Origin of the sequence: Shewanella sp. ANA-3 (genome assembly GCF_000203935.1) — a bacterium.
In the GTDB taxonomy this organism is placed as follows: Bacteria; Pseudomonadota; Gammaproteobacteria; order Enterobacterales; family Shewanellaceae; genus Shewanella.
This window is the reverse complement of sequence record NC_008577.1, coordinates 3310230-3323451: the sequence shown is the minus strand read 5'-3', so window position 1 is coordinate 3323451 and position 13222 is coordinate 3310230. Positions and strand designations below refer to the sequence as shown.

13 protein-coding genes are annotated in these 13222 nt (G+C 48.4%); 10 read left to right on the top strand and 3 right to left on the bottom strand.

The genetic code is table 11. The features are described from left to right. Positions 1–25: 25 nt before the first annotated feature. Positions 26–1039: a UDP-glucose 4-epimerase GalE gene (galE, locus tag SHEWANA3_RS14635; protein WP_011717662.1), complete on the bottom strand. Its 1014-nt coding sequence runs from the start codon at positions 1037–1039 to the stop codon at positions 26–28. Continuing rightward, on the bottom strand, positions 1039–1947 hold the full coding sequence (galU, locus tag SHEWANA3_RS14630; RefSeq protein ID WP_011717661.1) for a UTP--glucose-1-phosphate uridylyltransferase GalU: 909 nt from the start codon (positions 1945–1947) through the stop codon (positions 1039–1041). Before galU ends, galE begins: the two co-directional genes overlap by 1 nt. 323 nt (positions 1948–2270) lie before the next feature. Between galU and phhA the strand changes: the two genes are divergently transcribed. The 7 genes from phhA (at position 2271) to ompW (ending at position 9182) form a co-directional block, all read left to right on the top strand. Beyond that, entirely contained in the window at positions 2271–3086 is an 816-nt protein-coding gene (phhA, locus tag SHEWANA3_RS14625; protein ID WP_011717660.1) for a phenylalanine 4-monooxygenase, read from the top strand. Between the two features lie 82 nt (positions 3087–3168). Beyond that, entirely contained in the window at positions 3169–3507 is a 339-nt protein-coding gene (locus tag SHEWANA3_RS14620; RefSeq protein ID WP_011717659.1) for a 4a-hydroxytetrahydrobiopterin dehydratase, read from the top strand. 275 nt (positions 3508–3782) lie between these two features. Continuing rightward, positions 3783–5321: a transcriptional regulator TyrR gene (gene tyrR / locus SHEWANA3_RS14615; protein ID WP_011717658.1), complete on the top strand. Its 1539-nt coding sequence runs from the start codon at positions 3783–3785 to the stop codon at positions 5319–5321. Between the two features lie 338 nt (positions 5322–5659). Then, positions 5660–6646, top strand: coding sequence for a fumarylacetoacetate hydrolase family protein (locus tag SHEWANA3_RS14610; RefSeq protein WP_011717657.1), 987 nt, complete (start codon positions 5660–5662; stop codon positions 6644–6646). 84 nt (positions 6647–6730) lie between these two features. Then, a complete protein-coding gene (gene maiA, locus SHEWANA3_RS14605) occupies positions 6731–7381 on the top strand; it encodes a maleylacetoacetate isomerase (RefSeq protein ID WP_011717656.1) in 651 nt (216 codons plus the stop codon). Positions 7382–7479: 98 nt separating this feature from the next. Next, positions 7480–8067, top strand: a complete 588-nt coding sequence (locus SHEWANA3_RS14600; RefSeq protein WP_011717655.1) for a nucleotidyltransferase family protein — start codon at positions 7480–7482, stop codon at positions 8065–8067. Between the two features lie 461 nt (positions 8068–8528). Continuing rightward, entirely contained in the window at positions 8529–9182 is a 654-nt protein-coding gene (gene ompW / locus SHEWANA3_RS14595) for an outer membrane protein OmpW (protein WP_086017261.1), read from the top strand. Positions 9183–9266: 84 nt separating this feature from the next. Here ompW and SHEWANA3_RS14590 read toward each other — a convergent pair whose 3' ends face one another. Then, positions 9267–10010 (bottom strand): SDR family NAD(P)-dependent oxidoreductase, encoded by a 744-nt coding sequence (locus tag SHEWANA3_RS14590; protein ID WP_041413096.1) that lies wholly within the window; start codon positions 10008–10010, stop codon positions 9267–9269. A 117-nt stretch (positions 10011–10127) separates the two neighbouring features. On the opposite strand from SHEWANA3_RS14590, the gene SHEWANA3_RS14585 reads away from it, so the two are divergent. The 3 genes from SHEWANA3_RS14585 to SHEWANA3_RS14575 all read left to right on the top strand — a co-directional run bounded on the left by SHEWANA3_RS14585 (position 10128) and on the right by SHEWANA3_RS14575 (position 13155). Beyond that, complete coding sequence (locus tag SHEWANA3_RS14585; RefSeq protein ID WP_011717652.1) at positions 10128–10562, top strand: YbaY family lipoprotein; 435 nt, start codon at positions 10128–10130, stop codon at positions 10560–10562. A 69-nt stretch (positions 10563–10631) separates the two neighbouring features. Then, the gene (gene metA, locus SHEWANA3_RS14580) at positions 10632–11573 is read left to right on the top strand and encodes a homoserine O-succinyltransferase (RefSeq protein WP_011717651.1); all 942 of its coding nucleotides are present in this window, start codon (positions 10632–10634) and stop codon (positions 11571–11573) included. A 391-nt stretch (positions 11574–11964) separates the two neighbouring features. After that, on the top strand, positions 11965–13155 hold the full coding sequence (locus SHEWANA3_RS14575; protein ID WP_011717650.1) for an acetyl-CoA C-acyltransferase: 1191 nt from the start codon (positions 11965–11967) through the stop codon (positions 13153–13155). Positions 13156–13222: the final 67 nt, after the last annotated feature.

The window sequence follows — 13222 nt, the reverse complement described above, 5'->3', positions numbered from 1 at the left end:
GAGTTACCGCAAGCCATTTAGACGCTTAGCCTTTATAACCATTTGGATTGGTTGATTGCCAATGCCAACTGCTGTTCGCCATATCTTCTAGGCTGTGAGTCGCCTGCCAGCCCAGATCGGTTTTAGCATGATCTGGGTTTGCATAGCAGGCGGCAATGTCGCCTGGACGACGCGGCGCAATTTGATAGGCAATCGACTTACCACAGGCCTTTTCAAAGGCCTTGACCATATCGAGCACACTGTAGCCTTGGCCTGTACCTAGGTTATAGGTGACAAGTCCTGGTTTAGTGGTCAGTTTTTCAATGGCTTTGAGGTGTCCAAGGGCTAAATCCACCACGTGGATATAGTCGCGAACGCCAGTACCATCGTGGGTTGGATAATCATTGCCAAACACACTTAACGCTTCGCGTTTACCGACTGCTACCTGCGCGATAAATGGCATCAAGTTATTTGGAATATCGTTAGGATCTTCGCCAATCAAGCCGCTGGCATGGGCGCCAACAGGGTTGAAGTAACGTAAACGGGCGATATTCCAACTCGGATCGCTATGGTGTAAATCCGCCAGTATATGCTCCACCATCAACTTAGATTGACCGTAGGGGTTAGTGGCGCCCGTGGGAAAATCTTCGGTAATCGGTAGGCTGGCAGGGTCGCCATACACAGTAGCAGAAGAACTAAAGACGAGGTTTTTCACCTTAAACTCTGCCATCACTTGGCAAAGAATTAAGGTGCCAGTCACGTTATTCTCATAGTATTTCAGCGGTTTAGCGACTGACTCACCAACGGCTTTTAATCCTGCAAAATGGATAACAGCATCGATGTTATGGTCGCTAAAGACTTTCTGCAGTAAGGCCTTGTTGAGAATATCGCCTTGGTAAAAAGTGACCGCTTTGCCGGTAATGCGCTCGACACGGTTAAGGGCTTCGATGCTTGAATTAGACAGGTTGTCTAATACAATCACTTCACTCCCCGCATTGAGTAATTCCACTACGGTATGAGTGCCGATATAACCGGCGCCTCCGGTCACTAAAATCGTCATTATTTAATTCCTTTTACGACTGTTTTTAAATATTGCGCAAAATCTTCACCGATTTCGCTGTGGCGCAGGGCGTATTCCACGTTAGCGCGCATATAGCCTTGCTTGTTACCGCAGTCATGACTCTTACCTTGCATGTAGTAAGCGTTTACGGTTTCTTGTTTCATCAACATCGCAATGGCGTCGGTTAACTGGATTTCATCACCCGCGCCTGCAGGGGTTTTAGCCAGCAGTGGCCAAATCGCAGCGGGCAACACGTAACGACCCACCACGGCTAAGTTAGACGGTGCTTCGTCAACCGGTGGCTTTTCAACGAGTTCGACCAATGGCTCTGACTCACCAGGTTGTAGATCGTGGCCATTCACATCCGCAATACCATATTGGTTCACTAAATGATGTGGTACGCCTTCAACCATGATTTGGCCCACTTGGGTTTCATCAAACAGGCTCACCATGGCGGCCAAGTTGTCGGTTTTCAGGTTGCAGCTGGCATCATCGATAATCACATCCGGCAACAACACGGCAAACGGCGCATCACCTACAACGGATTTGGCACATAAAATCGCATGGCCTAAGCCTTTAGCTTGGGATTGACGCACGCTGATCACTGTCACGTCTTTTGGGCAAATGGATTGTACCGCTTCGAGTAATTGACGCTTCACGCGGCGCTCTAATTGCGCTTCTAATTCAAAACTGGTGTCGAAATGGTTTTCGATAGAGTTTTTACTTGCGTGGGTCACGAGGACAATTTCTTTGATACCCGCATCAATGGCTTCACTAACCACATATTGGATCAAGGGTTTATCAACAACGGGTAGCATTTCCTTAGGAATTGCCTTGGTCGCAGGAAGCATACGAGTGCCAAGTCCAGCGACGGGAATAACGGCTTTACGAATTTGATGTTGTTTCATTGCGAACCTTCAGATTAAGGAGAGGCGGTTATTGGGCAATATTGTAAATGACCCACGCAGAAAAGCCATTTGCAAACACCGAAATTTGTCGGTTTTTCTGCATATTATCAGTCTATCGTCGTCATTTTTGAGCGGCAGTGTCAAGGTTTGCTAGCAGTCAGGCTCAGATCCGATTTGGATCCACCAAGGGTTTTAAATGCTTTGTAATATTTGCTTTACGTTTGCGTCACATTATCGCGTAAACAATAAACTGTGAGGGAGTTAACAAAAATCGAGGCTTAGATCACTATGGAGGCATTAGCGTCAGCCATGAAGTGAATTTTATGACTAAAGAGATAGCACACACTGCGCCCTATGTTGCGCGAAGTGCAGATGATTCAGGGTATATCCATTACCCGCAGGAAGAACATGATATTTGGAGCCAATTATATGCTCGCCAAGCGGTGAAGCTACCGGGGCGTGCCTGTAAGGAATATCTTCAAGGGCTTGCTGCCTTGGCGATGCCGAAGGACCGCATTCCACAATTGGCGGAGATAGACAAAGTATTGCAAGCCACTACTGGATGGAAAACCGCTGCCGTGCCGGCCTTGATTTCCTTTGGCCGCTTCTTTGAGTTATTGGCCAACAAGGAATTTCCGGTTGCGACCTTTATCCGCCGTAAGGAAGAGTTTGATTACCTGCAAGAGCCGGATATTTTCCATGAGATCTTTGGCCATTGCCCCTTGCTGACCAATCCTTCTTTCGCCCATTTTTCCCATATCTATGGTCAATTGGGCTTAAATGCCAGCAAAGAAGACCGCGTCTTTTTAGCGCGCCTGTATTGGTTTACCGTCGAATTTGGCTTACTCAAACCTCAAGATGGCGAATTGTGTATCTACGGCGGCGGTATTTTAAGCTCTCCCGGCGAAACCTTGTATGCCATGGAAAGCCAAGTGCCGGAGCGTAAGCCCTTCGATCTCTTAGATGTGCTGCGCACGCCTTACCGTATCGATATTATGCAGCCGATTTATTATGTGATTGAACATATTGATATGCTGGATGAAATCGCCAAGATGGACATCATGGCCTATGTGGCTAAGGCGCGTCAGTTAGGCTTATTTGCCCCTAAGTATCCGCCCAAGACCAAGAAAGCCAGCTAATGGCTGACCGTTAAAAACGAATTGAATAAAGCGTAATAAGGGCAACGGATTGATCTCCCTAATGTTGCCAAGAGGAGTATGTATGACAGCGTTAACCCAAATGAAATGTGAAGCTTGCCAAGCCGATGCGCCGAAAGTGACCGATGCAGAATTGGCCGAACTTATCCGCATGGTCCCCGATTGGGGCGTGCAAGTGCGTGATGGCATCATGCAATTGGAACGGGTTTATAAGTTTAAAAACTTTAAGTTAGCGATGGCGTTTACCAATAAGTTAGCGGATCTGGCCGAAGAGGAATTCCACCACCCAGGCATTTTAACCGAGTGGGGCAAGGTGACAGTGACTTGGTGGTCACACTCAATCAAGGGCCTGCATAAGAATGACTTCATCATGGCAGCCAAGACCGACCAGTTGTTAGATTAAAAAATTCAATTTTAAAATCAGCGCTTTAATTGTGTGTTAGCGCTGATTTTTTCTTCCTGTTACAAATACGCTGTAAACTAGACTTGCCACTTTGAGCGTAACCTTCTAACGTATACACGCCCAGCTATTTATCCTGCCTTTTACGTTTGCGTAAACTATAGAGGCATCATCAAACGAATGTCTTACGAGGCCAAGCCTAAGGGCATTAACCTCGAGATAATAGCTCTGCACGGTTTATCCCAGAATTCGAATCAAAATAGGGAATATCAGTCATTATGCGCTTGGAAGTTAGCTGTCAAGATCGCGTGGGTTTAGCGAAAGACATCTTAGTCGTGTTAGAACGTTATGGCATTAATCTCATCGCTATCGATGCCAGTAACCAGGGCTTTCTCTACCTGCAATTTGCCGAGGTCAGTTTTGATACCTTAAGTGCCTTGATGCCGCAGATCCGCAAAGTGGAGAGTGTTCACGATGTGCGAACTGTGTCGTTTATGCCTTCGGAGCAGGAACACTACGCCTTAAAAACCCTACTCAAAACCCTCCCTGACTCAGTGTTCTCCATCGACGTGAAGGCGCGCATTCGTATCGTCAACGAGTCGGCGCTACTCAATATGGGCATGGGAGAGCACGAAGTGCTCGATGAGTCCTTAAACCATTGGGTGCAAGGATTTAACTTCAGTCGCTGGCTCAGTGAGAGCCAAGTGTTGCCACAGGCGGCGCGGGTCAATATCGGTCAAAACGAATATCTGGCCGAAATGTTACCGATTTACTTACCCGATGAGGATGACAAGACCATCCTCGTGGGCGCAGTCGTATCGCTTAAATCGCCGGCGCGGGTCGGCAAGCAATTCAATGCACTGCAAAATCAAACCGCGGGCTTTGAAAATGTGTTAGCCAGCAGCGACAAGATGAAAGAAGTGCTGAAACAAGCTCGCCGGATGGCGCAGCTCGATGCGCCGCTATTAATCACCGGCGAGACTGGTACGGGCAAAGAGCTTATGGCCAGAGCCAGCCATGATGCCAGCATGCGCCGCGAGAAACCTTTTATCGCTATTAACTGTGCGGCACTGCCCGATAGCGCCGCCGAAGAGGAACTCTTTGGCTACGTTAGCCAAGGCAAAGTCATTAAGCGCGGCTTTTTTGAAGAGGCAAAGGGCGGCACAGTGTTTCTCGATGAAGTAGCTGAAATGTCCAAGGCGGCGCAGGTTAAACTGCTACGGTTATTACAGGATGGCACCTTTAGACGCATTGGTGGCGACGAAGAAGTTCGCGCCGATGTGCGGATCATCTGCTCGACCCAGAAAAACTTAGCCGAGCTGTGCCAAACCGGTGAGTTTAGGGAAGATTTGTATTATCGCATCCATGTTCTTAGCTACCATATTCCGTCACTGCGCGAGCGCAAAGTCGATATCATTCCGCTGACGGAGATGTTCCTCGAGCACTACAGTCAGCAACTCTCGAGCCCTGTGAGACGAATTTCGGCCCAATGTCGCGATCATCTCTTAACCTATGCTTGGCCGGGTAACGTGCGTCAGCTTAAGAATGCAGTCTTTAGGGCGGTATCTATGTGGGACGGTTCGGGCGAGTTGACCGTTGAGCAACTTAAGTTGCCATCCTACGCCGAAGGTTTTGGCTATTTCGATAATGCCTTCGAAGGCAATCTCGATGATGCGATGAAGCAATTTGAGGCCAGCTTGCTGCGCCGCTTATATCCGGCTTACCCCAGTACTCGCCAATTGGCGAAAAAATTAGGGGTGTCCCACACGGCCATCGCCAACAAACTCAGGGAATACAAGATAGCCAAGCCAAAGTAATTTTGCTTTAAGCTTAGGATGTAACAGTATCGTTCCACTTTGTTGCCGACTTTTTCACCATATCGTTCTGCGAAATAGTGACAAGCGGCAGCAGGGTATGAAACGTAATGATTAGTTTACAAAATGTGAAATAATAGGGTGAAATGTGATTTTGCTCACGCTATAGGAATCCGCCGTCGCTTCGGGTATTTCTACGCGCAGCAAACCCTAACGCCGAGTCAAAAAAGGCTAGATTGCCCGCACTCGTTGTCACCCATTCCCGTTAGCTGAGCGTATCGGCTAACCATAAATAGATAAAAAAGCGCAGTCCGCCGAGCCGTAGAAGCACAGGAGCAGATATGAAACTTGCCAGTTATAACAATGGTCGCCGTGATGGCCAGCTGATGTTAGTGAGCCGCGATCTTACTCAAACGGTTGCCGTACCCGCGATTGCCCACACGATGCAACAATTACTCGATGGTTGGGATCTGCTCAAGCCACAATTGCAAGAATTGTATGATGCGCTGAACGAAGGCAAATTACCGAACGCGCAAGCCTTCGATGAAGCCAAATGTTTATCACCTTTGCCACGTGCGTACCAATGGGCTGATGGTAGCGCCTATGTCAACCATGTGGAATTAGTCCGTAAGGCGCGCGGCGCTGAAATGCCTGAAACCTTCTGGACCGATCCGCTGTTTTACCAAGGCGGCTCTGACAGCTTTATCGCGCCAAAGGCGGATATCCCGCTGGCGAGCGAAGACTGGGGCATCGATTTCGAATCGGAAATCGCCGTGATCACCGATGATGTGCCTATGGGGGTGAGCGTTGAAAATGCTACCGCGCACATTAAGCTGTTGATGTTAGTGAACGATGTGTCACTGCGTAACCTGATCCCCGCAGAGCTTGCCAAAGGGTTTGGTTTCTTCCAATCCAAACCTTCGAGCAGCTTCTCTCCTGTCGCCATCACGCCAGATGAATTAGGCCACCGCTGGGAAGATTCAAAGGTGCATTTACCGCTTATCACCCATTTAAATGGCGAGTTATTCGGACGTCCGAATGCGGGTGTGGATATGACCTTTAACTTCAGTCAGTTAGTTTCTCATGTTGCTAAAACCCGTCCATTAGGCGCGGGCGCGATTATCGGTTCTGGTACGATTTCTAACTATGACCGTAGTGCCGGCTCAAGCTGTTTGGCCGAGAAACGTATGCTCGAAGTGATCGCCGACGGCAAAGCAAGCACGCCGTTTATGCGTTTTGGTGACACAGTGCGCATCGAAATGCTTGATGATAATGGCGCCTCTATTTTTGGTTCTATCGATCAAAAAGTGGTTGAGTACAAGGCGTAAGGCTTTTGTGTTTACACAGTGACAGATAATATTGACGGGGCTTTTAGCCCCGTTTTTTTCAGGATGACATAAGGACAGAGTGAGATGAAACTATACGGTTATTGGCGCTCTAGCGCCGCCTATCGTGTGCGTATTGCCCTCAATCTTAAAGGCGTGAGCGCCGAGCAGTTGTCGGTGCATTTAGTGCGTGATGGTGGCGAGCAGCATAAGGCGGATTATATCGCCCTAAATCCGCAGGAGCTGGTGCCGACCTTAGTGGTCGATGATGAGCAGGATGGTGATGCCTTATCCCAATCCCTCGCCATTATCGAGTATTTGGATGAACTTTATCCAAAGACGCCGCTGCTGCCTGCATCGGCGCTTGAACGTGCCCATGTGCGTGCCATGGCGTTAACCATCGCCTGTGAAATTCATCCACTCAATAACCTGCGGGTATTGCAGTATTTAACTCAGAAGCTGAACGTTGACGAAGAAGCCAAAACCGCGTGGTATCACCATTGGGTGGCGAGCGGATTTGCGGCGCTCGAAACTCAACTTGCGCGCCATAGTGGCCGTTATTGCTTTGGTGACAAAGTGACGCTGGCGGATCTGTGCTTAGTACCGCAGGTTTACAACGCGCAGCGTTTTAATGTGGATTTAACGCCGTACCCCAATATCATGCGGGTATGGGCTGAGTGTAATCAGTTGCCGGCCTTTGCGGATGCGGCGCCAGAGCGCCAAGCGGACGCGGTGTAACCCATGATTCACTGTAACTAAGTGCTCTGAAACCGATTACAAAGTGGTGTGAGTCGATATCATTTTTTATGTGTTTGATATTACAGTAGACTTTAGGCATGACTGAAACGGAATTAGCTGCACTATTACGCACCTGGTTAAGCCAAGAGCGGGGGCGGATGAGGGCGCTTGAATTGGTGCAGCAATGCGCCCAAGTGCATACCTTGCCGCAGTGGTGCTTGGCGGCGGGGTTTGTCCGCAATCTGGTGTGGGACAAATTGCATGATATTAAGCAGCGTCCGTTAAACGATATCGATCTGATTTACTATTGCCCCTTGGATACTCGTCCTGAGCGAGATAGGGCGATAGAAGCATACCTACATACACTGGCGCCAGAGTTACCTTGGTCGGTAAAAAACCAAGCGCGTATGCACCTTAATAATCAGGATAATCCCTATCACTCGACACAGGATGCGATGTGTTATTGGCCTGAGCAGGAAACGGCTGTCGCTGTGTATCTTGAACATATGCCTAACACAGAATCTTCCTCCGCCGATAATTTACAACTCATCGCCCCCTTCGGTTTAACCTCATTATTTGCCTTGCAGTTAACCCATAATCCCAAGCGTGCGTTGGCGGTGTTTGAGCAGCGCCTTGCCGCAAAGGGTTGGCTTTCGCAATATCCGCACCTGACTTTGGCCGAGTAAGAGCATCAATCGTTAACGGTAGACTCCTTCACCCGTTAGTGACTCAAACCCATATCAAGCTCACTAGATAAACGAGTTTGAGAGTGATGACTCCTGGCTTGATTGAAGTCTGTGTCGAGTTTATTCCTCCCTATTTTTATGCCCGCTTGTACCTCAATAGGCTGAGTTTTTCTTAAAACCGATGTAAATATTTTGTAAGCGGCGCGATGACGCAATTACTCCTTGTGGAGGTATTTAGCTGTGGCTAATGAATGCGGTAAGTCACAAAAAATGAACTGGTATTATCAATAAATGTTTAGATAGCGTGACACGGATCCCATGGCTTATACCTCAAAATAAGTATCACCACTTAATCTTGATTTGGATCAATAAGGTAAACGAATTTATCTGGCAGTGTAGGCGTCAATTGTTAAGGATGTAATGTAAAACAAAAACCTATGTTGTACATATGGAGTATGATGATGAATAAAACTACTGTTTCTACACTGATCGCCGCCACCCTGTTAGCCGCTGGTTTCTCTGCTTCTGTTTCTGCCCATCAAGCGGGCGATATCATTGTTCGTGCTGGTGCTGTGACTGTTGCGCCAAATGAGTCAAGCGCTAACGTGTTAACTTTAGGTGAATTTTCAGTCGATAATGATACACAGCTAGGTTTGAACTTCGGTTATATGTTGACCGACAACTTCGGTATCGAATTATTAGCGGCAACACCTTTTAGCCACTCTGTTTCATTACCTGCACCTGGCGTTGGTGAAATTGCTGAAACTAAACAGTTACCACCGACCTTAGTGGCTCAATATTATTTTGGTGATGCTCAATCTAAATTGCGTCCATATGTAGGCGTTGGCGTAAACTACACTAACTTTTTCGACAATGATTTTAATGCACATGGTAAATCACTCGGTTTGAGTAATTTAAGTATGAGTACTTCTTGGGGCTTAGCGGCACAAGTGGGTTTAGATTACCAAGTGAATAAAAACTGGTTAGTTAACGCTTCAGTTTGGTATGCACAAATTAGTACCGACGTGAAATTCACCGCGGGCACTGATCAATACGTATTCGATACCGATATTAACCCATGGGTTTATATGGTCAGCGTGGGTTACACTTTCTAATCATCTGATTTTAAAGTAACAAAAAAGGAGCCAGTGGCTCCTTTTTTGTTTTTCGCAGTTTATAAAGCGAAACGCGGCATAACACTACTTTTTAGCCTTTTTCGGCTTCCAGTGGCGCGTGTTGTAGATAAACTCTGGCAGCAATTTCGTTAGCCAAGCCACTAAGCGCCAACGCTTGGTCACATACACGCGGCGTTTACCCTGCTGCATGGCCTTAATGATCTGCGCCGCGACTTGCGGGAGCGGGGCAAGCCATAGCGTACTTTGCTGCATGGCGGCCTTATCCAGTAAACCGAGTTGGATGTCGGTAATGGTAATGGGCAACTTAAGCCGCTGGGCATGCATGCTTAAGCCTTCCAAATAGTTTTGCGCAAAGGCTTTAGAGGCATGGTAAGCGACACTTGGGCCGCCGCGCAGACCGGCAATCGAGTTGATGGCGGCAAGTTGGCCATAACCCTGCTCGCGAAATAATCTAAATGCCGTATTGCAGATAGCGGCAAAGCCCCGCACATTGACATTGATAATGTCCTGCTCAGGTAGCCATGGCAGCTCAGGATCGTAGCTATTGAGTCCGGTATTCACTAAGACTAAGTGGGCGCCGCCTAAGTCGTGCCAAACGCTTTCGAGTTGCTTGATGATGGCGCTTGGCTGTTCAATTTGCAGTGAAAAGACCTGAACTTTAGTGGGCAGGGTCGAGGCAAATTCGCGGAGTGATTCGACATCTTGGGCAAAAAGGGCTAATTCAACCTGCTGATCGGCCAATTGTTTGGCAAGTTCGCGGCTTAAATGTGAGCTAGCGCCCACAATTATCGCAGTTGCTTGGGTCATAAATTTTTCGGCAACGAAATGGTGGCTTATCATAGGAAGATATGCCCAGCATGACAAGATTTATAGCTTGGGCGTATAGACATCCAGAAGTCTTTATGTATGATTAGGAGAAATGAAATGAGACAAGGGTTAAGGATTAGCGGACAGACATCTGCATGGCAAAAATTAGCGGCTATGGTGTTACTCGCCGTCACCACGGTGATTTCAGGTTGTGCCACACCTAATGCGATTGTCGAGATTAAAGGTGAGGCCATGTACCGCGAGCGTATCGCATTGCCCGCCGATGCCAAGTTGATAGTGCAGTTGCTTGATGTCTCTAAGATGGATGTGCCCGCCGTGGTCATGGCAGAGCGCGTTTCCCAAGGGGCGAAAACCCCAACGCCGTTTAGTTTTTCGATGGGGCGTGATCAGTTTGAAGCGGGGCATACCTATGCCATTGGGGCAAGGATAATGCTCGGTGATAAGTTATTGTTTATTAATACTCAAGCCTATCATGTCGACCTCAATTCGACTGAGCCTATGACGATACTGCTTGAGAAAGTCGGTCGCTAATTTGTTTGCTCTTTGATGAGTGGCATACGCGCGCCGGAACCTTTGATTGTTGAATAGAAGAGGCGCGGTATGCCAGTTAAAATTCCAGATCATCTGCCTGCAGCAGGGATTTTAGAATCTGAAAATATTTTCGTAATGTCCGAGACCCGGGCTGCCAATCAAGACATCAGACCGATGAAGGTGCTGATCCTGAATCTGATGCCCAATAAAATCGAGACAGAAACCCAGCTTCTACGCCTATTAGGTAACACGCCTTTGCAGGTGGATGTCGATTTACTGCGTATTCATGATAAAGAGTCGAAGCACACCTCAATTGATCATATGAACACCTTCTACCGTGATTTTGAGGACGTGCGCCATAAAAACTACGACGGCCTGATCATCACGGGCGCGCCCCTTGGGCAAATCGATTTCGAAGAGGTTACTTACTGGGATCATATCCGCGAGATTATCGATTGGTCACAGCAGCATGTTACGTCAGTGCTATTCCTCTGCTGGGCGGCGCACGCTGGGCTTTATCATCTCTACGGCTTAAATCGGAAAATCCTGCAGCAAAAGCGTTCTGGGGTGTTTGTGCATCGCCGCACCTGCCAACATTTCCCGCTGCTGCGCGGATTCGATGATGAGTTCTTTGCGCCGCATTCCCGCTTTGCCGAGATGGATATCGAGGAACTTAAACAGCATTCTGAGCTGCAGGTACTGGCACAATCCGATGAGGCAGGAGCCTACTTAGTCCTCAGTCGTAACAATCGCAACCTGTTTGTGATGGGGCACCCCGAATACCAAAAATCTACCTTAAACGATGAATATCATCGGGATTTAGCGCAGGGATTAAATCCCAATGTGCCGCAAAACTATTATCGTAACGACGATCCCAAGGACGATGCCATTGCCCGTTGGCATAGTCATGGCAGCCTGCTCGTCAGCAACTGGCTCAACTATTACGTTTACCAATTAACGCCCTATGACTTAAGCGATATGTCTGCTGTCACGCCGTGGGAATCGCAGTAGTTTCCTCTACGCATTCGGCTTAGCACTATTTTAGTGTTTGTTCTGGCGTTTATTTTACTGCTCTCTTAAATCGAGTGGCTTTGGCTAACCAAGGTCACTCTGCTTTTCAAACTGTGTTCGCTATATCGTTTTGTAAACCCCTTTTGTCCCGTTTCTTTTACCTCAGTTTAAATTGATTACGGGTTTGGTAACTTCAGCCTCACCGTGTTAACGCGACTTTTCACTTCCTTGACTGTAAATCCTGACTGACAATTTTTGTGGGTTTTTCTCGACACATTAGACCAAGGAATACTTGCTTTACGTTCGCGTAAACGTCAGAGTGGTTTCATTGTCACTATTTATCCGCCGCTGGCGAGTGTTACCGCCAAGGCACATTTAGCTTGGAGTCCCCATGAGTACTGAACAATTTAACCAAGAGATCGTTATTGTTGCCGCTAAACGCACCCCAATGGGTGGCTTTCAAGGCAGTTTGTCTGGCGTAATGTCTCCGAGCTTAGCGGCCACCGCCATCAAAGCCCTGTTAGCCGATACCCAAGTTGCGCCTGACAAGGTCGATGAAGTGTTAATGGGCTGCGTATTACCTGCGGGTCTGGGCCAAGCGCCTGCGCGTCAGGCGACCTTAGGTGCAGGTTTACCCCTGTCTGTAGGTGCTACGACCGTAAACAAAGTCTGTGGCTCTGGGATGAAAACCGTGATGCTTGCCCACGATTTACTTAAAGCGGGCAGTGCTAAGTTGGTGGTTGCGGGCGGTATGGAAAGTATGAGCCAAGCCCCTTACTTGCTGGATAAAGCGCGCGCTGGCATGCGTATGGGCCATGGCAAGGTATTAGATCATATGTTCCTCGACGGTTTAGAAGATGCCTACACTGGCGGCGCCATGGGCACATTCGCCCAGAAAACTGCCGACGAATATGGTTTAACCCGCGAGCAAATGGATGCGTTTGCTTTAAGCTCGCTCGAAAAAGCCAATGCCGCGATTAACTCTGGTGCCTTCAAGGCGGAAATTGTACCTGTGACTGTGAGCGATCGCCGTGGTGATGTGACTGTCGATACCGATGAGCAGCCAGGTAACGCCCGCCCTGAAAAAATCCCCGCACTGCGCCCAGCTTTTGCCAAAGACGGCACTATTACGGCGGCAAACTCAAGCTCTATTTCCGATGGTGCGGCGGCGCTGATGCTAACCACGCGCGCCAATGCCGAGCAGTTAGGCTTAACAGTGCTGGCCACCATCAAGGGGCACACAACCCATGCACAGGAGCCATCACTCTTTACCACGGCACCCGTTGGCGCTATGGCAAAACTGCTGAGCAATGTCGGCTGGTCTAAGGATGAGGTTGACCTGTTCGAAATCAACGAAGCCTTTGCCATGGTGACTATGCTGGCCGTTTCTGAATTAGGTTTAGATATGGCAAAAGTGAACGTGAACGGTGGCGCCTGCGCCTTAGGTCATCCTATCGGTTGCTCGGGTGCACGTTTGCTGGTGACCTTAATCCATGCACTTAAAGCCCGTGGGCTTAAGCGTGGCGTAGCCTCACTCTGTATCGGTGGTGGTGAAGCTACCGCTATGGCTATCGAAGTCTAATCAAAGGCTTAATCGCGAATAAAGGCAAAACAATCAACAAGACCAAGACTGAGCTGGCAAGGGCAAA

Excerpts from the sequence above, each read along its gene's own strand:
- galE (WP_011717662.1), bottom strand. The coding sequence starts at position 1,039 with ATGACGATTTTAGTGACCGGAGGCGCCGGTTATATCGGCACTCATACC.
- galU (WP_011717661.1), bottom strand. The coding sequence starts at position 1,947 with ATGAAACAACATCAAATTCGTAAAGCCGTTATTCCCGTCGCTGGACTT.
- phhA (WP_011717660.1), top strand. The coding sequence starts at position 2,271 with ATGACTAAAGAGATAGCACACACTGCGCCCTATGTTGCGCGAAGTGCA.
- SHEWANA3_RS14620 (WP_011717659.1), top strand. The coding sequence starts at position 3,169 with ATGACAGCGTTAACCCAAATGAAATGTGAAGCTTGCCAAGCCGATGCG.
- tyrR (WP_011717658.1), top strand. The coding sequence starts at position 3,783 with ATGCGCTTGGAAGTTAGCTGTCAAGATCGCGTGGGTTTAGCGAAAGAC.
- SHEWANA3_RS14610 (WP_011717657.1), top strand. The coding sequence starts at position 5,660 with ATGAAACTTGCCAGTTATAACAATGGTCGCCGTGATGGCCAGCTGATG.
- maiA (WP_011717656.1), top strand. The coding sequence starts at position 6,731 with ATGAAACTATACGGTTATTGGCGCTCTAGCGCCGCCTATCGTGTGCGT.
- SHEWANA3_RS14600 (WP_011717655.1), top strand. The coding sequence starts at position 7,480 with ATGACTGAAACGGAATTAGCTGCACTATTACGCACCTGGTTAAGCCAA.
- ompW (WP_086017261.1), top strand. The coding sequence starts at position 8,529 with ATGAATAAAACTACTGTTTCTACACTGATCGCCGCCACCCTGTTAGCC.
- SHEWANA3_RS14590 (WP_041413096.1), bottom strand. The coding sequence starts at position 10,010 with ATGACCCAAGCAACTGCGATAATTGTGGGCGCTAGCTCACATTTAAGC.
- SHEWANA3_RS14585 (WP_011717652.1), top strand. The coding sequence starts at position 10,128 with ATGAGACAAGGGTTAAGGATTAGCGGACAGACATCTGCATGGCAAAAA.
- metA (WP_011717651.1), top strand. The coding sequence starts at position 10,632 with ATGCCAGTTAAAATTCCAGATCATCTGCCTGCAGCAGGGATTTTAGAA.
- SHEWANA3_RS14575 (WP_011717650.1), top strand. The coding sequence starts at position 11,965 with ATGAGTACTGAACAATTTAACCAAGAGATCGTTATTGTTGCCGCTAAA.